At 68.9% G+C, this 20,490-nt stretch carries 4 protein-coding genes and 1 pseudogene; all 5 read left to right on the top strand.

All coding sequences use genetic code 11. The annotated features are described in order from the left end of the window. Nucleotides 1–14: 14 nt before the first annotated feature. Nucleotides 15–3,419, top strand: coding sequence for a non-ribosomal peptide synthetase (locus FXN61_RS54595; protein WP_167976788.1), 3,405 nt, complete (start codon nucleotides 15–17; stop codon nucleotides 3,417–3,419). Next, nucleotides 3,416–17,428 (top strand): non-ribosomal peptide synthetase, encoded by a 14,013-nt coding sequence (locus FXN61_RS54590; protein WP_167976787.1) that lies wholly within the window; start codon nucleotides 3,416–3,418, stop codon nucleotides 17,426–17,428. Before FXN61_RS54595 ends, FXN61_RS54590 begins: the two co-directional genes overlap by 4 nt. Further along, nucleotides 17,323–18,962, top strand: a pseudogene (locus FXN61_RS56965) (condensation domain-containing protein); the annotation flags it as partial. The gene FXN61_RS54590 and the pseudogene FXN61_RS56965, both read left to right, overlap by 106 nt. After that, on the top strand, nucleotides 18,942–20,180 hold the full coding sequence (locus FXN61_RS56960; protein ID WP_446684949.1) for an AMP-binding protein: 1,239 nt from the start codon (nucleotides 18,942–18,944) through the stop codon (nucleotides 20,178–20,180). The pseudogene FXN61_RS56965 and the gene FXN61_RS56960, both read left to right, overlap by 21 nt. Then, nucleotides 20,161–20,490 (top strand): AMP-binding enzyme (locus FXN61_RS26755; protein ID WP_312878012.1); only part of this gene is annotated, 330 nt, incomplete at its 3' end. The genes FXN61_RS56960 and FXN61_RS26755, both read left to right, overlap by 20 nt.

Below are 20,490 nucleotides of genomic sequence, written 5' to 3'. Positions count from 1 at the left end.
GAGGAGCGGTTTCAGTGGTTGAGCGGCGTGCGCCCGGGGATCGGTACTCGCTGACCGCGGCGCAGCTCGACATGTGGCTGTCAGCGGAGCTGCTCGGGGACACTCCGGAGTTCAACCCGGCCCAGTACGTGGTGCTCCGCGGGCCTGTCGACGAGGAGCTCCTGCGGACCAGTGCCCGTGTTGCGGCTCAGGAAACCGATGCCTATCGGCTGTTCTTCGGTGAGCAGACGGACGGCGCGCCGTGGCAGGCCTTCACCGACGAGCTGCCCGCCGAGGTCATGCCGGTGGTGGATCTCCGTGCGGAGAACGATCCGGCGGGTGCGGCCGAGGCGTGGATGCACGCCGACGGCGCCCGGCCGATCGACCACCGGGTGGCGCCGCTCTGGCGTTGGGCGCTGCTGCGCGTCGCCGACGACGAGAGCTGGTGGTACCACCGGTCGCACCACCTCATCTCGGACATCTTCTCGTTCAACCTGATCACGCAACGCGTGGCGGAGCTCTACTCCGGCGCGCACCGGCCGCGCTACTTCGGTTCCTGGGCCGATGTCGTGGCCGAGGACCAGGCCTACCAGCTGTCCTTCGACCGGCTTGCCGACGAGCGGTACTGGCTGGACTCGGTCACGGACGCGGTGCTGAGCCGTCAGGGCGAACGCCGCCCCGAGCGGCAGCGGCCGCCACGGCGGCGCACGGTCGCCGTCGATTCGGTGTTGCGCGGCGCGGTCCTCGAACGCTGTGCCGAGCTGGGTGTGCGTGTCCCGCACTTCCTCGTTTCGGCGTTCGCCGCCTATCAGCGGCAGCTGGCGGATCGCGACGACGTGGTGTTCAGCCTTCCCACGTCCGCCCGTCACAGTCCGCTGGCCCGCACCACTCCCGGGTTGCTGGCCAACGTCGCACCCGTGGTCCTGCACCTGCCAGACGGCACGACGGTCCGGCAGCTGACCGACGCCACCACCGCACGGCTGGCGGAGATCACCGCCAGGTCGCGCTACCGGGGCGAAGACCTGGCCCGGCGGCTCGGTGTCACCGGCAACGGCGCCTGGTTCGGTCCCACGCTCAACGTGGTCGACTTCAACCGGCCGCTGCGCTTCGGTGCCGCCGTGCAAGCCGACGCTCCCCGCAACCTGTCGGTCGGCCCCATCCGCGACCTCACCGTCACCACCTACGGCTGGTCTCTTGGTGATCAGGCGTGGCTGGACATCGACGTCGAGGACGGCGTGGCCGCCGGCGCCGAACTGGTGCTGCACGAGGAGCGCTTTCTGGGGCTGCTCGACAAGCTGGCCCGCGGGCCGGTGGACGGCGCGGTGTCTGCGTCCACTGTGGACCTTCGTCTCACCCGGCACTGGGGAGCGGGGGCCGCGCGGGGCATCACCGCGAGCGTCCCCGACCTCATCGCGAACCACACCGCGACCAGGCCAGAGTCGCCTGCGGTCGTGTGTGGCCAGGACCAGCTCTCCTTCGGTGAGCTCGGGGAGCGGGCCGACGCGCTCGCCGCACGGCTCCAGCAGGCCGGAGTGACCGTGGAGTCCGCCGTGGCGGTGTTGGTGCCGCGCGGGATTGAGCTGGCAGTTGCCTTCCAGGGTGTGTTGCGCAGCGGTGGCGTGTACGTGCCGATCAACCCCGGGCTTCCTGCTGAACGGCTGGCTTTCCTGCTGGCCGACGCCGGTGCGACTGTCGCGGTCACGACCTCGGCTCTCGCCGGTGAGCTGGCCGGGTTCGCCGGCGACGTGCTGGTGCTGGACGACGCATCTCCGGTTTCCGACGCGTTGCCGGTGCGCATCGACTCCAATGCGTTGGCGTACATCGCTTACACGTCGGGGTCGACTGGCCGGCCCAAGGGTGTGGCGGTGACGCATGCCGCGTTGTCGTCGTACGTGGCCGGCTGGCGCCGGGCGCTCGATCCGCTGGGCGGTGCCGGCACTGTGCTGTCGATGTCGGGCCCCGGGTTCGACGTCTCCATCGGTGACATGACCCGTGCGCTGGCGTTCGGTCAGACGGTGGTGTTCCTGCCGCACGACGAGGTCGTGTCGGTCGACTCCCTGCACCGCACGCTGGCCGACCATCAGGTCGAGGTCGCGGAGATCGTGCCCGGCATGCTCCTGCGCGATCTCGCCGCCCATTGCCGTGAGGCGGGTCCTGTCGAGTCCCTGCGCCTGGTGATCTCGGGCACCGACATGTGGACGTACGACGCACTCGTGTCGGCCGTCGAGGCCGTGGCGCCGAATGCGGTGCCGGGCAACGTGTTCGGTGTGACCGAGGCTGCGATCGACTCGATCTTCCACCCGGTCACGGCACCGTCGGAACACGAGGGCGAGGTGGTCCCGATCGGCGGGCCGCTGGCCGGCGTCGACGCGTTCGTCGTCGACGGCCTGCTGCGGCCGGTGCCCGTGGGCGTCGAGGGAGAGCTGCTGGTCGGTGGTTCGGGTCTGGCTCGGGGTTATGCGGGTCGCCCGGACCTGACCGCGGAGCGGTTCCTGCCCGATGTGTTCGGCGGATCCGGCGGGCGGTTGTACCGCACCGGTGACCGGGCTCGGTGGCGGGCCGACGGTGAGCTCGAGTTCCTCGGCCGGGTCGACGAGCAGGTGAAGATCCGTGGTTACCGGGTAGAGCCTGGTGAGGTCGAGGTCGTCATCGGCGACCACCCTGGCGTGCGGGATGTCGTTGTGGTCGCGCGAGATGGTGGCCCCCACGGTGGTAAGCGCCTGGTCGCCTACGTGGTCGCCGAGGGCGAGGGCGTCAGCGGTCCGGTGCTGCGGGCGTGGCTGCGTGAGCGGGTGCCGGAGTACATGGTGCCGTCGGTGTTCGTGGCTATGGACGGGTTGCCGCTGACGCCGAACGGGAAGGTCGACCGGCGCGGGTTGCCCGACCCGGAACCGGAGACGGCAGAAGCCTACGAGGCGCCTCGAACGTCCATTGAGGACGTTCTGGCGACGGTGTGGTCGCAGGTGCTGGGCGTCGAACGTGTTGGTGTGCACGACAACTTTTTCGAGCTGGGCGGCGACTCGATCCTGAGCCTGCAGATCGTGGCGCGCGTCCGCGCCGCAGGTCTGGGCGTCGACGTGGCCGAGGTGCTGTCCCACCAGACCGTCGCCGAGCTGGCGGCCGTCGTGCGCGACGCGCCTGCGGTGACGCTGGCGGAGCAGGGTGTGGTCACCGGTCCTGTGCCGTTGACACCGATCCAGCACTGGTTCCTGGCTCAGGACATCCCGGACAGGGATCACTGGAACTGGTCGGGCATGTTCGAGCTGGCACCCGGCACCGACCCCGATCGGCTTGCCGGGGCACTCGGTGTCCTGGTCGCCCATCACGACGCGCTGCGCATCCGGTTCTCGCCTGATGGCCAGTACAACGCCCCCATCGAAGCCGCCGACCTGCTTCGGGTGTCGCCGTTGAGGGCGACGAGGCCGTGGTCGCGGAGATGACGGCGACGCAGAAGTCGTTGCGTCTGGCCGATGGTCCGCTTGTGGCAGCTGTCTACTTCGACCGTGGCGATCAGCCTGCGTGGCTGGGTCTGACCGTGCATCACCTGGTGATGGACGGGGTGTCGTGGAACGTCCTGCTGGAGGATCTCGGCACCGCGTACCGCTCGGAGGCGTTGGGGCCGAAGACGACCTCGTTCCAGCAGTGGGCCGAGCAGCTCCAGTCGTTCGACCCCAGCGGCGAACGGGATCATTGGGTCGCGGCGACGTCGGACGTGGTCGCGTTGCCGGTCGACGGCGACGGGCCCAACGACGAGCGCTCCGCGCGGATCCACACGACGCGGCTGGACGCCGGGACGACCGCCGCGTTGCTGGGCGACGCGCACAAGGCCTATCGCACGCAGGGCAACGACCTTCTGCTGGCGGCGCTGGTGCGCACGCTGGGTCCGTGGGCGGGCACCGATGAGCTGACCATCGACCTGGAGAGCCACGGTCGCGAGGCGATCGCCGACGGGGTCGACCTGTCGCGCACCGTCGGGTGGTTCACGTCGATCTTCCCGGTCCGGTTGAGCCGGCACGAGGACATCGGCGCGACGGTGAAGGCGGTCAAGGAGCAGCTGCGGGCGGTGCCGCGCCGCGGTGTTGGCTATGGCGCGTTGCGTTGGCTGCACGGCGATCTGGCCGATGCGTCGGCTCGTCCGGTGCTGTTCAACTACCTGGGAACCGCTGCGGGCACTGGGGATCTGCTGCGTCGCGAGCTGCCCGCGACCTGCGGGCGCCGCCACGGCCGGCCGTGGCACCCGGTCCCACGTGCTGAACCTGGAGGTGACCCGCACGCCGACGGGCAGCTGCAGATCGAGTGGCACTACAGCGCTGACCTGCACGAGGCGGCGACCGTCGAACGGCTGGCCGAGACCTACCAGCGAGAGCTGGAGGCGCTCGTCGCGCATTGCCAGTCCGGGGTCTCGGGCCTCACGCCGTCGGACTTCCCGTTGGCGTCGTTGGCGCAGAACGAGATCGACCGGCTTGCGGCGCGGTTCCCAGGGCTGGTGGACGTGTACCGGTTGGCGCCGGTGCAGTCGGGCATGTTGTTCGGTGTCGTGGGTGCCCCGGCCGAAGGCGACGGGCTCTACTGGGGCCAGGGGGTCTACGAGCTCACCGGCACCGTTGACGCCGACCGGCTCGCCGGCGCGTGGCGGTCGGTGATCGCGCGCGAGGCGGCGTTGCGCAGCGGGTTCGTGTGGGAGGGCGTCAGCGAGCCGGTCCAGATTGTGCTGGCCGATGTCGACGTCCCGCTTCAGCTGCGCGACTGGTCCAGCCTTGACGGGGACACCCAGCACGCCCGGTTGCAGGAGCTGCTGGCGGAGGATCGTGCGCTGGGCTTCGAGCTGGCGGCGCCGCCGTTGATGCGCTTGTACCTGGTCGATCGGGGTTGCGGGCAGTACTGGCTCGTTTGGGGCCTGTACCAGGGTTTGTGTGACGGGTGGAGTCTGCCCGTGGTGATGGACGAGGTGTCCGCCGCCTATCAGGGCAGCGCTCTTGAACCCACCCGGCCCTATCGGGACTTCATCGCGTGGCTGGACGGGCGTGACCCGGCCGAGCCGGAAGCCTTCTGGCGCACCTACCTGAACGGGTTCGAGGCGCCCACGCCGTTGCCGGTGGATCGGTTGGCGACCAGCCACTACGAGCAGGACCGGCGGCGGACCGCGCTGGACGCGGAGGTCACGGCCAAGATCGTCGACCTGGCCCGCCGGGAGCGCGTGACGTTGTCTGCGGTGGTCCAGGCCGCGTGGGCCAAGGTGCTGTCGGCGACTTCGGGTGAGGACGAGGTGGTCTTCGGTCTGACCGTGTCGGGCCGCCCGCCGGAGCTGGCCGGGGTCGAGTCGACCGTCGGTCTGTTCATCAACACGTTGCCGGTGCGAGCCGTTGTCCCCGCGGACGTGCCGTTCACGTCGTGGCTGCGCGAGTTGCGGGACAACCAGGTTGCGGTGCAACGGTTCGAGTACACGCCGCTGGTCGACGCGCAGCGCTGGTCGGCGGTGCCCGGCGGCCGCGCGCTGTTCGACAGCATCGTCGTGCTGCGCAACTACCCCGGCGGCCACACCCGTGTCGCCGACTTCGAGCTGTCGCCGCTGCTCGACTCGGTGGAGCAGGGCAACTACCCGCTCACCTTCGCGGTCGACGTGGAGACCACGCTCAAGATCGAGGCCGAGTTCTCCACGGCCGCGTTCGACGCGGCCACGGTGGAACGCATCCTCGACCAGCTCACCGTTCTGCTCACCGCGGTGGCCGAGCAGCCGGACCTGGCGGTCCGTGATGTGCCGTTGCAGCGTCCGGAGCAGGCGGCGGCGTTGGTGGCGTGGGGCGAGACGTCGAGGCCCGCGGTGGAGCGGCCGGTGCCGGACCTGATCGACGACTGGGCACGGATCTCGCCCGAGGTCGCGGTGATCTGTGGTGACGAGCGGCTCACGTTCGCGGAGCTGGGTTTCCGGGCGGACGCACTGGCCGGTCGGCTCCAGCAGGCCGGAGTGGTGGTGGGGTCGCGGGTCGCGGTGCTGGTGCCACGCGGGATCGATCTCGCTGTCGCGTTCCAGGGCGTGCTGCGCAGCGGTGGTGTGTACGTGCCGGTCAATCCTGGGCTTCCCGCTGAACGGCTGGCTTTCCTGCTGGCCGACGCCGGTGCGACTGTCGCGGTCACGACCGCGGCTCTGGCCGGTGAGGTGGCCGGGCTCGCCGACGTGCTGGTGCTGGACGACGACTCTCCCGGGTTCGGCGCCTTGCCGGTGCCCATTCAGCCCGATGCGTTGGCGTACATCGCTTACACCTCTGGATCGACGGGGCGGCCCAAGGGCGTGGCGGTGTCGCACGCCGCGTTGTCGTCGTACGTGGCGGGATGGCGGGAAGGGCTCGCTGACCTGGGTGGTCCTGGCACGGTGCTGTCCATGTCGGGCCCTGGCTTCGACGTGTCCATCGGCGACATGACGCGTGCGCTGGCATTTGGCCGGACAGTGGTGTTCCTGCCGCACGACGAGCACGTGACGGTGGAGTCGCTGCACCAGACCTTGGTGGATCACGAGGTCGAGGTCGCGGAGATCGTGCCGGGCATGCTGCTGCGTGACCTGGCCGCGCACTGCCGTGAGGCGGGCCCGGTCAAGTCGCTGCGCCTGGTCATCTCCGGCACCGACATGTGGACGCACGATGCCCTCACCAGCGCGGTCGCCGACGTGGCGCCGGATGCCCTGGCGGGCAACGTGTTCGGTGTGACCGAGGCTGCGATCGACTCGATCTTCCACCCGGTGACCGAGGATCATCCGGCGGCGGTGGTGCCGATCGGAACGCCGTTGGCCGGTGCACGAGCGTTCGTGGTGGACGGGTCGATGCGGCCGGCGCCGGTGGGCGTTCCCGGCGAGTTGCTGGTCGGTGGTGCCGGTGTGGCCCAGGGATACGTGGGCCGCCCGGATCTGACGGCGGCGCGGTTCGTTCCCGATGTGTTCGGCGAGGCCGGTGGCCGGTTGTACCGCACCGGTGACCGGGCTCGGTGGCGGGCCGACGGTGAGCTCGAGTTCCTCGGCCGGGTCGACGAGCAGGTGAAGATCCGTGGTTACCGGGTAGAGCCCGGTGAGGTCGAGGTCGTCATCGGCGACCACCCCGGTGTGCGTGATGTCGTTGTGGTGGCTCGTGATGGTGGTCCGCACGGCGGTAAGCGCCTGGTGGCCTACGTGGTGGCCGAGGGCGAAGACGTCAGTGGTTCGGTGCTGCGGTCGTGGTTGCGCGAGCGGGTGCCGGATTACCTTGTGCCGTCGGTGTTCATGGCCCTTGATCGGTTGCCGCTGACGCCGAACGGGAAGGTCGACCGTCGGGGTCTGCCCGACCCTGAGCCCGAGACGACCGGTGAGGCGTATGCCGCACCCCGGACCGCTGTCGAAGAAACGCTGGCGGCGGTGTGGAGTGGCGTGCTGGGTGTCGAGCACGTCGGCGTGCACGACAACTTCTTCGAGCTCGGTGGCGACTCGATCCTGAGTCTGCAGATCGTGTCTCGCGTTCGTGCGGCAGGTCTCGGTATCGACGTGGCCGACGTGTTCGCCCACCAGACCATCGCCGAACTCGCTCTCGCCGTGCGCGACACCCCTGCGATCTCGTTGGCCGAGCAGGGCGTTGTCACCGGCCCCGTACCCCTCACGCCGATCCAGCACTGGTTCGTGGCACAGGACATCCCGGACCGGGACCACTGGAACTGGTCGGGCATGTTCGAGCTGGCACCCGGCACCGATCCGGACCGGTTGGGGCAGGCACTCGATGTCGTTGTCTCCCACCACGACGCGCTGCGGATCCGGTTCGGCTCTGCCGGCCAGCACAACGCGCCGGCCGAGGCCGGTGGGTTGCTGCGGGTGGTGACCGTCGGGGACGACGAGGCTGTGGTCGCGGAGATGACCGCGGCACAGAAGTCGTTGCGTCTGGCCGATGGTCCGCTCGTGGCGGCCGTCTACTTCGACCGCGGTGACCAGCCTGCGTGGCTTGGTCTGACCGTGCATCACCTGGTGATGGATGGCGTGTCCTGGAACGTCCTGCTGGAGGACCTCGACACTGCGTACCGCTCGGAGGTGTTGGGGCCCAAGACAACCTCGTTCCAGCAGTGGGCCGAGCACCTGCTGGAGCTGGAGGTCGGCGGAGAACGGGACCACTGGGTCGCGGCGACGTCGGACGTGGTCGCGCTGCCGGTCGACGGCGACGGCCCGAACACCGAGGCGTCGGGCGCCGTCGTGCGCACCTGGTTGGACGCCGACACCACCACCGCCCTGTTCGGTGAGGCGCACAAGGCTTATCGGACGCAGGCCAACGACCTGTTGCTCGCCGCTATGGCGAACGTCTTGGGGGAGTGGGCAGGCACTGACCACGTCACGGTCGACCTGGAGAGCCATGGCCGCGAGGGCCTGGATCTGTCACGCACCGTCGGGTGGTTCACGTCGATCTTCCCGGTGCGGTTGAGCCGGCACGACGCACCTGGTGCGACGGTCAAGGCGGTCAAGGAGCAGCTGCGGGCGGTGCCGCGCCGCGGTGTCGGCTATGGCGTGTCGCGTTGGTTGCAGGGTGACTTGGCCGGTGCGCCGGATCGTCCGGTGCTGTTCAACTATCTCGGTGGCTTCGACGCCGTCGACTCGGTTGGCTTGATCCGCCGGGAGCTTCCGGTCGAGCTGGCCGGCCCGATGCAGGGACCTGGCGGGACCCGGTCCTACCCGCTGCAGCTGGAGGTGGTCCGCGCGGACGACGGCCGCCTGCGGATCGACTGGCTGCACAGCACCAACCTGCACGAGTCCGGCACCGTGGAGCGGGTCGCGGAACGTTATGTCGAGGCGTTGCGCGAGCTGGTGGCGCATTGTCAGTCCGGGGTCTCTGGTTTCACGCCGTCGGACTTCCCGTTGGCGTCGCTGACGCAGGGTGAGGTCGACGGGCTGGCGGAGCGCTATCCGCTGGTGGACGTGTACCGGTTGGCGCCGGTGCAGTCGGGCATGTTGTTCGGTGTCGTGGGCTCACCCGTCGATGGCCTTTACTGGGGACAGAGCGTCTACGACCTCACCGGCCCGATCGACGCCGACCGACTGGCTCGGGCATGGCGTGAGGTGATCGGCCGGCATGCCGCGCTGCGCAGCGGGTTCGTGTGGGAGGGCGTCAGCGAGCCGGTGCAGGTCGTGCTGGCCGACGTCGACGTTCCGGTCGTGCTGCGCGACTGGTCCGATCTCGACGGGGACACTCAGCACGCGCGGCTGCGCGAGTTGCTGGCCGAGGACCGGGCGCTGGGCTTTGATCTGGCGGCGCCGCCGCTGATGCGGCTGTACCTGGTGGATCGGGGCGACGGCCGGCTGTGGCTGGTGTGGGGCCTGTATCAGGGTTTGTGCGACGGGTGGAGTCTGCCCGTGGTGATGGACGAGGTGTTCGCCGCCTACGACGGCGAGACCCTCGCTCCGGTGCGGCCGTACCGCGAGTTCATCTCCTGGCTGGACGGGCGTGATCCGGACGAGTCCGAGGGTTTCTGGCGCACCTACCTGGACGGGTTCGAGGCGCCCACACCGTTGCCCACGGATCGGTTGGCGGCCAGCCATTACGCGCAGGACCGCCGCAAGACGATGCTGGACGAGGGCGTCACCACCAAGCTGGTGGAGTTGGCGCGCCGTGAGCGCGTGACGCTGTCGACGGTCGTGCAGGCGGCGTGGGCCAAGGTCCTGTCCGCGTCGTCCGGTGAGGACGACGTGCTGTTCGGGCTCACCGTGTCGGGCCGCCCTGCCGATCTGGCCGGCGTGGAGTCGATGGTCGGGTTGTTCATCAACACCTTGCCGGTGCGGGCCGTGGTGCCCGCGGACGTGGCGTTCACGTCGTGGCTGCGCGAGTTGCAGGACAACCAGGTTGCGGTGCAACGGTTCGAGTACACGCCGTTGGTGGATGTGCAGCGCTGGTCCGCTGTTCCGGGTGGCCGCGCGTTGTTCGACTCCATCGTCGTGTTCGGCAACTACCCTCACCAGGAACTGCCGGACGACCTGGCCGCGATCCCCGACGGATACGCCACCGTCGACTCGGTGGAGCAGGGCAACTACCCGCTCACCTTCGCGGTCGACCTGGAGCGCCGGCTGCGCATCGAGGCGGAGTTCTCCACGGCTGCCTTCGACGCGGCCACGGTCGAGCGGATTCTCGACCAGCTGGTGGTCGTGCTCACCGCGGTCGCGGAGCGGCCGGGGCTGGCGGTCGTGGATGTGCCGTTGCAGCGCCAGGAGCAGGCCGCGCAGCTCGTGTCGTGGGGCGAGACTCCGACGCCGGTCGCCGAACTGCCGGTACCCGAGCTGATCCACAGTTGGGCGGACACCGATGCCGCTGCCGTGGTGTGCGGCGACGAGCGCCTGACGTTCGCGGAGTTGGACGCCCACTCCGCCGGTGTGGCTGCTCGGCTCCAGCAGGCCGGTGTGACGGTGGAGTCGCCGGTGGCGGTGCTCGTGCCGCGTGGGATCGACCTGGCGGTCGCTTTCCAGGGCGTGCTGCGCGCTGGTGGCGTGTACGTGCCCATCAACCCGGGGCTTCCTGCCGAGCGTCTCGCGTTCCTGCTGGCTGATGCTGGTGCGGTTGCCGCGGTCACGACTTCGGCTCTGGCTGGTGAGCTGTCCGGCTTCACCGGTGAAGTGCTGTTGGTGGACGACGCATCGCCGGTTTTCGACGCGTTGCCGGTGCGCATCGACTCCAATGCGTTGGCGTACATCGCTTACACGTCGGGGTCGACCGGGCGGCCCAAGGGTGTTGCAGTCACGCACACCGCGCTGTCGAGCTATGTGGCTGGGTGGCGTGACGGGCTGCGCGCGTTGGGCGGTCCGGGCACGGTGTTGTCGATGTCCGGCCCAGGCTTCGACGTGTCCATTGGGGACATGACGCGTGCCCTGGCGTTTGGCCAGACGGTGGTGTTCTTGCCGCACGACGAGCACGTGTCGGTGGAGTCACTGTATGCCACGTTGGTGGGGCACCAGATCGAGATCGCGGAGATCGTGCCCGGCATGCTCCTGCGCGATCTGGCGGCGCACTGCCGGGTGGCGGGGCCGGTCGAGAGCCTGCGCTTGGTGATCTCGGGTACGGACATGTGGACGCATGACGCGCTCACGAGTGCGGTGGCCGAGGTGGCGCCGAATGCGGTGCCGGGCAACGTGTTCGGTGTGACCGAGGCGGCGATCGACTCGATCTTCCACCCGGTCACGGAGGACCATCCCGCAGCGGTGGTGCCCATCGGTACCCCGCTGGCTGGTGCCCGCGCTGTCGTTGTCGATTCCGCGATGCGGCCGGTACCTGTCGGTGTTCCCGGTGAGCTGGTGGTCGGTGGCGCCGGTGTGGCGCGGGGCTACCTGGGTCGTCCCGACCTCACCGCCGCGCGGTTCGTTCCCGATGTGTTCGGCGAGGCCGGTGGTCGGCTCTACCGGACCGGTGACAGGGCTCGCTGGCGCGCGGACGGAACGATCGAGTTCCTGGGTCGTGTCGACGAGCAGGTGAAGATCCGTGGCTATCGGGTGGAGCCCGGCGAGGTCGAGGTCGTCATCGGGGATCACCCTGGTGTGCGTGATGTCGTTGTGGTGGCTCGTGATGGTGGGCCGCACGGTGGCAAGCGTCTGGTGGCCTACGTCGTCGCGGAAGGCGAGTTCAGCGCAACGGTGTTGCGGGCTTGGTTGCGTGAGCGGGTGCCGGATTACCTTGTGCCGTCGGTGTTCGTGGTCCTGGACAGGTTGCCGCTCACCCCGAACGGGAAGGTTGACCGTCGGGGTCTGCCGGAGCCGGAGCCGGAGACGGTCGGTGAGGCTTATGTCGCGCCCCGTACTGCTGCCGAAGAGACCCTCGCGGCGGTGTGGAGTGGTGTGCTGGGTGTCGAGCGTGTTGGCGTGCACGACAACTTCTTCGAGCTCGGTGGCGACTCGATCCTGAGCCTGCAGATCGTCGCCCGTGTCCGTGCGGCCGGTCTGGGTGTGGACGTGGCGGACGTGTTCGCTCGCCAGACCATCGCCGAGCTGGCGGGCGTCGTGCGCGACACGCCTGCGGTGACCTTGGCCGAACAAGGTGTGGTCACCGGTCCTGTGCCGTTGACACCGATCCAGCACTGGTTCCTGGCTCAGGACATCCCGGACAGGGATCACTGGAACTGGTCGGGCATGTTCGAGCTGGCGTCCGGCACTGACCCGGAGCGGTTGGGGCAGGCACTCGATCTCCTTGTCGCACATCACGACGCGCTGAGGATCCGGTTCGGTACGGACGGCCAGCACAACGCGCCGGTCGGGACCGGTGGGTTGCTGCGGGTGGTGACCGTCGGAGACGACGACGAAGTGGTTGCGGAGATGACCGCCGCGCAGACGTCGTTGCGTCTGGCCGATGGTCCGCTCGTGGCGGCCGTCTACTTCGACCGCGGTTCCCAGCCCGCGTGGCTCGGCTTGACCGTGCATCACCTGGTGATGGATGGCGTGTCGTGGAACGTGTTGCTGGAGGACCTCGACACGGCTTACGCGGGCAGGGCGCTCGGGCCGAAGACGACGTCGTTCCAGCAATGGGCCGAGGTCCTGCAGGACCTGGACGCGCGGGCGGAGCGGGAGACCTGGCTGGCCCAGACCGCTGACGTCGTGGAACTGCCGCAGGACCGCCAGGGGCTCAACACGGAGACCTCGGCCGGCGTCGTGCGGTCGTGGCTGGACACCGACACCACCGCCGCGCTGCTCGGCGACGCCCACCGTGCCTACCGCACCCAGGGCAACGACCTGCTGCTGGCCGCCCTCGCCCAGGCGTTGGGGGAGTGGGCAGGTACTGGCCACGTGACGGTGGACCTGGAGAGCCACGGCCGTGAGGCGGTGGCCGACGGCGTGGACTTGTCGCGCACCGTCGGGTACTTCACGTCGATCTTCCCGGTACGCCTCACGCACGAGGGCGATCCGGCAGCGGCGATCAAGGCCGTCAAGGAGGAGCTGCGGGCCGTTCCGCGCCGCGGTGTCGGCTACGGCGCGTTGCACTGGTTGCACGGTGATCTGGCCGGTGCGCCTGATCGGCCGGTGTTGTTCAACTACCTGGGTGCCTTCGACGCTGTCGACTCTCTCGGCCTGATCCGCAGGGAACTTCCGGCCGAGCTGGCCGGCCCGAGTGAGGGCCAGGGCGGGACGCGTTCGCACGCCTTGCAGATCGAAGCCCAGCAGGACGCTGACGGACGCCTGCAGGTCGACTGGCACTTCAGCCACAACCTGCACGACACCGCCACTGTCGAACGGGTTGCGGCTCGCTACGTCGAGGCCTTGCGTGAGCTGGTGGCGCATTGCCGGTCGGCCGGTGGGTTCACGCCGTCGGACTTCCCGTTGGCGTCGCTGACGCAGGACGAGGTGGATGGGCTCGCTGAGCGTTATTCGCTGGTGGACGTGTACCGGTTGGCGCCGGTGCAGTCGGGCATGTTGTTCGGTGTCGCGGGTTCCCCTGTCGACGGGCTCTACTGGGGCCAAGGGGTCTACGACCTGACGGGTCCTCTGGATGCCGGGCGGCTTGCTGATGCCTGGCGGTCGGTGATCGCTCGTCATGCGGCGTTGCGCAGCGGGTTCGTGTGGGAAGGCGTCAGTGAGCCGGTTCAGGTCGTGCTTGCTGACGTTGACGCTCCGCTGGAGCAGCAGGACTGGTCCCATCTCGATGACGTTGCTCAGCAGGACCGGCTGCAGGTGCTCCTGGCAGAGGATCGCGCGCTGGGCTTCGATCTCGCCGCGCCGCCCTTGACGCGGTTGTACCTGGTGGATCGCGGCGAGGGCCGGCTGTGGTTGGTGTGGGGCCTGTACCAGGGTTTGTGTGACGGGTGGAGTCTGCCCGTCGTCATGGACGAGGTGTCCGCCGCCTACCAGGGCCAGTCCCTTGAGCCTGTTCGGTCCTACCGGGACTTCATTGCGTGGCTGGGCCGGCGTGACTCTGCTGAGTCCGAAGGGTTCTGGCGCACCTATTTGGACGGTCTCGAAGCGCCTACGCCACTTCCGGTCGATCGGTTGGCTGGCAGCCACTACGACCAGGACCGCCGTCGCATGCGCCTGGACGAGACCGTCACGGGCAAGCTGGTCGAGCTGGCCCGCCGTGAGCGCGTGACGCTGTCGACGGTCGTGCAGGCGGCGTGGGCACTGCTGCTGTCGACGTACTCGGGTGACGACGACGTGGTGTTCGGTCTGACGGTTTCTGGCCGTCCGGCTGATTTGGCCGGCGTGGAGTCGATGGTCGGGTTGTTCATCAACACGCTGCCCGTGCGGGCCGTGGTGCCCACAGACACGCCGTTCGCCGCGTGGTTGCCTGAGCTGCAGGACAATCAGGTTGCGCTGCAACGGTTTGAGTACACGCCGTTGGTTGATGTGCAGCGGTGGTCGGCTGTGCCGCACGGTCGCGCGTTGTTCGACTCCATCGTGGTGTTCGGCAACTACCCACAGGAAGAGTTGCCGGAAGACCTGGGTGGATTGCAGGCCGCCGACTCGGTGGAGCAGGGCAACTACCCCCTCACCTTCGCCGTCGACCTGGAGCGCACGCTGCGCGTCGAGGCGGAGTTCTCGACGGCGGCGTTCGACGCGGTCACGGTCGAGCGGATCCTCGACCAGCTCGCGGTCGTGCTCACCGCGGTGGCGGAGCGGCCCGAGCTGGCTGTCCGGGACGTGCCGGTGCAGCGTCCGGAGCAGGCGGCGGAGTTGGTGGCGTGGGGTGCCACCCCTGTGCCCGCTGCCGAGCGGCCGGTGCCGGACCTGATCGCCGGATGGGCCTCGTCTGAGGTCGCTGTGGTGTGCGGCGATGAGCAGCTCACGTTCGCCGAGCTGGGTGCTCGGGCCGATGCCCTTGCCGCGCGTCTGCGCCGTGCCGGTGTGTCGGTGGAGTCGCCGGTCGCGGTGCTGGTGCCGCGTGGGATCGACCTGGCGGTCGCTTTCCAGGGCGTGCTGCGCGCTGGTGGCGTGTACGTGCCGATCAACCCTGGGCTTCCAGCCGAACGCCTGGCGTTCCTGATGGCTGATTCCGGTGCGGTTGCCGCCGTCACGACGCCAGCTCTGGCCGGCGAGCTGTCCGGGTTCACCGGGGAAATGCTGCTGCTGGACGACCTGTCCGCGGCGGCCCCCGACGAGCCACTTACGCCGGTCGACCCCAATGCGTTGGCGTACATCGCTTACACGTCCGGATCGACCGGTCGGCCCAAGGGTGCAGCCGTGACCCATGGCGCACTGTCGTCGTACGTGGCCGGTTGGCGGCACGCGCTCGGCGAGCTGGGCGGGCCTGGCTCGGTGCTGTCGATGTCGGGGCCCGGGTTCGACGTCTCCGTCGGAGACATGACGCGTGCACTGGCGCTCGGGCAGACCGTGGTGTTCCTGCCGCACGACGAGCACGTGACCGTGGAGTCGTTGCACCGGACGTTGGTCGATCACAAGGTCGAGGTCGCGGAGATCGTGCCCGGCATGTTGTTGCGTGACTTGGCGGCGTACTGCCGGACCGCTGGTCCCGTGGAGAGCCTGCGCCTGGTCATCTCGGGCACGGACATGTGGACGCATGATGCGCTTACGAGTGCCGTGGCTGAGGTGGCGCCGAATGCGGTGCCGGGCAACGTGTTCGGTGTGACCGAGGCGGCCATCGACTCGATCTTCCACCCGGTGGGCGAGGATCACCCGGCTGCGGTGGTGCCGATCGGTACGCCGTTGACCGGAGCACAGGCGTTTGTCGTGGACGGGTCGTTGCGGCCGGTGCCGGTGGGTGTACCGGGTGAGCTGCTGGTCGGTGGTCCTGGTCTGGCTCAGGGCTATGTCGGGCGGCCTGATCTGACCGCCGAACGGTTCGTGCCCGATGTGTTCGGCGAGGCCAGCGGTCGGTTGTACCGCACTGGTGACCGGGCGCGGTGGCGTGCGGACGGGACCATCGAGTTCCTCGGCCGGGTCGATGAGCAGGTCAAGATCCGCGGCTACCGGGTCGAACCTGGTGAGGTCGAGGTCGTCATCGGTGACCACCCTGGCGTCCGTGATGTCGTTGTGGTGGCTCGTGATGGTGGGCCGCACGGCGGCAAGCGCCTGGTTGCCTATGTGGTCGCCGAGGGCGAGGACGTCAGTGGCTCTGTGCTGCGATCGTGGCTGCGTAAGCGCGTGCCGGATTACCTTGTGCCGTCGGTGTTCGTGGCCCTGGACAGGTTGCCGCTGACGCCGAACGGGAAGGTTGACCGTCGCGGTCTGCCCGACCCCGATCCCGAGGTTGTCATCGGGGCCTATGTCGCGCCCCGGACTGCGATCGAGGAGACCCTCGCTGCGGTGTGGTCGCAGGTGCTCGGTGTCGAACGTGTTGGCGTGCACGACAACTTCTTCGAGCTCGGTGGCGACTCGATCCTGAGTCTGCAGATCGTGGCTCGGTCTCGCGCCGCCGGACTCGGCATCGACGTGGCCGACGTGTTCGCCCACCAGACCATCGCCGAGCTGGCCCTGGCCGTACGCGACACGCCGACGGCCACGCTTGCCGAGCAGGGCGTTGTCACCGGACCTGTTCCGCTGACACCGATCCAGCACTGGTTCTTGGCCGAGGACATTCCTAACCGGGATCACTGGAACTGGTCGGGCATGTTCGAGCTGGCACCCGACACTGATCCGGACCGCCTTGGGCAGGCACTCGATGTCCTTGTGGCGCACCACGACGCGCTCCGGATTCGGTTCGACGCCGATGGGCAGTACAACGCGCCGGTCGACGGCGGCGGGTTCCTGCGCGTCGTCGAAGTGGCCGATGACGAGGCTGTGGTCGCACACATGACTGAGGCGCAGAGGTCGTTGCGTCTGGCCGATGGTCCACTCATCACGGCCGTGTTCTTCGATCGCGGTTCACAGCCCGCGTGGCTCGGTTTGACCGTGCATCACCTGGTGATGGATGGCGTGTCGTGGAACGTGTTGCTGGAGGATCTCGACACCGCCTACCAGGCTGGGGCGCTCGCGCCGAAGACGACCTCGTTCAAGGCGTGGGCCGAGCAGCTCCAGACCCTCGACGCCGAGGACGAGCGCGACCACTGGGCCGCCGCGACGGCGGACGTCACGGCCGTCCCGGTGGACGGGCACGGCCCGAACACCGAGGCGTCCGGTGCGGTCGTCCAATCCTGGCTGGACGCCGACACGACTGCGACGTTGCTCGGCGAGGCGCACAAGGCGTATCGCACGCAAGGCCACGATCTGCTGCTGACCGCTCTCGCCCAGACGCTGGGTGAGTGGGCCGGCAGCGACCACGTCACGGTCGACTTGGAGAGCCACGGTCGTGAGGGTGCGGACTTGTCGCGCACTGTCGGGTGGTTCACGTCGATCTTCCCGGTGCGGTTGAGCCGTCAGACGACCCCGGTGCGGCGATCAAGGCCGTCAAGGAGCAGCTGCGGGCGGTGCCGCGCCGCGGTGTCGGCTATGGCGTGCTGCGTTGGCTGCAGGACGACTTGGCCGGTGCGCCGGATCGTCCGGTGTTGTTCAACTACCTGGGTGCCTTCGACGCTGTCGACTCGGTCGGGCTGATTCGCCAGGAACTGCCCGCCGAGCTGGCGGGGCCGAGTGAGGGCGAGGGCGGGACGCGCTCGCACCTGTTGCAGATCGAAGTGCAGCAGAGCGCCGATGGGCGGTTGTCCATCGAGTGGTTCCACTCCGGCAACATTCACGACACCGCCACCGTCGAACGGGTCGCCGCTCGCTACGTCGAGGCCTTGAGTGAACTGGTCGCGCATTGCCGGTCGGCCGGTGGGTTCACGCCGTCGGACTTCCCGTTGGCGTCCCTCACGCAGGACGAGATGGACGGGCTCGCTGAGCGTTATCCGCTGGTGGACGTGTATCGGTTGGCGCCGGTGCAGTCGGGCATGTTGTTCGGTGTTGTGGGTGCCCCTGTCGACGGCCTCTACTGGGGACAGGGTGTCTACGACCTGGCCGGCCCGCTCGACGCGGAGAGGTTGGCGGCGGCGTGGCGTGAAGTGATCGCCCGGCACGCGCCTCTGTGCAGCGGGTTCGTGTGGGAGGGCGTCAGCGAGCCGGTCCAGATTGTGCTGGCCGATGTCGACGTCCCGCTTCAGCTGCGCGACTGGTCCAGCCTTGACGAGTCCGCACAACAGGTCCAGCTGCAGGAGTTGCTGGCGGAGGACCGTGCGCTCGGTTTCGACCTGGCCCGGCCGCCGCTCACCCGCCTCTACCTCGTCGACCGCGGTGACGGACGGAACTGGCTCGTTTGGGGCCTGTACCAAGGCTTGTGCGACGGGTGGAGTCTGCCCGTCGTCATGGACGAGGTGTCTGCCGCCTACCAGCGGCATTCCCTGCCCCCGGTGCGGCCGTACCGCGACTACATCGCCTGGCTGGACCAGCGCGACCCCGCTGACACCGAAGGGTTCTGGCGCACCTACCTGGACGGCTTCGAGGCGCCTACTCCGCTGCCCACTGATCGGTTGGCGGCGAGCCATTACGACCAGGACCGGCGGCGCACGCAGCTGAGCGAGGGCGTCACGGCCAGGTTGGTCGAGCTGGCTCGGCGGGAGCGCGTCACGTTGTCGACGGTCGTGCAGGCGGCGTGGGCCAAGGTGTTGTCCGCGTCGTCGGGCGAGCACGACGTGGTGTTCGGTCTGACGGTTTCTGGCCGTCCGGCTGATTTGGCCGGCGTGGAGTCGATGGTCGGGTTGTTCATCAACACGCTGCCTGTGCGGGCCGCGGTGCCTGTCGACACGCGGTTCGCGCGTGGTTGCACGAGCTGCGGGACAACCAGGTTGCGCTGCAACGGTTCGAGTACACGCCGTTGGTTGATGTGCAGCGCTGGTCGGCCGTCCCGCACGGCCGCGCGTTGTTCGACAGCATCGTGGTGTTCGGCAACTTCCCCCAGGAAGAGTTGCCGGAAGACCTGGGCGGGGTGCAGGCCATCGAGTCGGTGGAGCAGGGCAACTACCCGCTCACCTTCGCGGTCGACCTCGAGGCCACGCTCAAGATCGAGGCCGAGTTCTCGACGGCCGCGTTCGACGCGATCACCGTCGAGCGGATTCTCGACCAGCTGGTCGTCGTGCTCACCGCGGTGGCGGAACGGCCTGAGCTCGCGGTCGGGGATGTGCCGTTGCAGCGCCCCGAGCAGGCGGCGGAGTTGGTGGCATGGGGGAGGACACCGGAACCTGCTGTTGAACAGCCGGTGCCCGACCTGATCGGAAGCTGGACTCACACCGCCCCTGACGCCGTGGCGGTGGTGTGCGGCGATGAGCAGCTCACGTTCGCCGAGCTGGGCACTCGGGCCAACGCACTGGCGGGACGACTGCAGCAGGCCGGTGTGACGCTGGAGTCGCCGGTGGCGGTGCTGGCGCCGCGTGGGATCGACCTGGCGGTGGCATTCCAAGGCGTGCTGCAAGCCGGTGGCGCGTACGTGCCGATCAATCCCGGCCTGCCCGCTGAACGTCTCGCGTTCCTCCTGGCTGATGCGGGTGTGGTCGCCGCGGTCACGACCACGGCCTTGGCCGGCGAGCTGGTTGGCTTCGTCGGTGAAGTGCTGTTGCTGGAGGACGCATCTCCGGTTTTCGACGCGCTGCCGGTGCGCATCGATCCCAATGCGTTGGCGTACATCGCTTACACGTCGGGGTCGACGGGGCGGCCTAAGGGTGTGGCGGTGACGCATGCCGCGTTGTCGTCGTACGTGGCCGGTTGGCGTGACGGTCTGCGCGCGTTGGGTGGTCCGGGCACGGTGTTGTCGATGTCGGGTCCCGGTTTTGACGTGTCGATCGGGGATATGACGCGTGCTCTGGCGTTCGGCCAGCGCGTGGTGTTCCTGCCGCACGACGAGCACGTGACCGTGGAGTCGTTGCACCGCACGTTGGTCGACCACGAGGTCGAGATCGCGGAGATCGTGCCCGGCATGCTCCTGCGTGACTTGGCGGCGCACTGCCGGATCTCCGGTCCCGTGGAGAGTTTGCGGTTGGTGATCTCCGGTACCGACATGTGGACGCACGATGCGCTCACGGGTGCGGTTGCTGAGGTGGCGCCGAATGCGGTGCCGGGCAACGTGTTCGGTGTGACCGAGGCGGCCATCGACTCGATCTTCCACGCCGTGACCGAGGATCACCGGCGGCGGTGGTGCCGATCGGAACGCCGTTGGCCGGTGCACGAGCGTTCGTGGTGGACGGGTCGTTGCGGCCGGTGCCGGTGGGTGTGCAGGGCGAGCTGCTGGTCGGTGGCGCCGGTGTGGCCCAGGCTATGTGGGGCGCCCGGACCTGACTGCGGAGCGGTTCGTTCCCGATGTGTTCACCGGCTCTGGTGAGCGTCTGTATCGGACGGGCGACCGGGCTCGCTGGCGTGCGGACGGGACCATCGAGTTCCTCGGTCGTGTTGACGAACAGGTCAAGATCCGTGGTTACCGGGTGGAGCCGGGTGAGGTCGAGGTCGTCATCGGTGACCACCCTGGCGTGCGTGATGTCGTTGTGGTGGCGCGGGATGGCGGGCCGCACGGTGGCAAGCGCCTGGTTGCCTATGTGGTCGCCGAGGGCGAGGACGTCAGTGGTTCGGTGTTGCGGGCGTGGTTGCGTGAGCGTGTGCCGGATTACCTTGTGCCGTCGGTGTTCGTGGCGCTG

Origin of the sequence: Lentzea indica (assembly GCF_012184385.1) — a bacterium.
GTDB classification, from domain to species: Bacteria; Actinomycetota; Actinomycetes; order Mycobacteriales; family Pseudonocardiaceae; genus Lentzea; species Lentzea indica.
This window is presented reverse-complemented; position numbering and strand designations above follow the sequence as displayed.

Bases quoted from the DNA above. Each gene is read 5' to 3' on its own strand.
- FXN61_RS54590 (WP_167976787.1), top strand. From the start codon at position 3,416: ATGACGGCGACGCAGAAGTCGTTGCGTCTGGCCGATGGTCCGCTTGTG.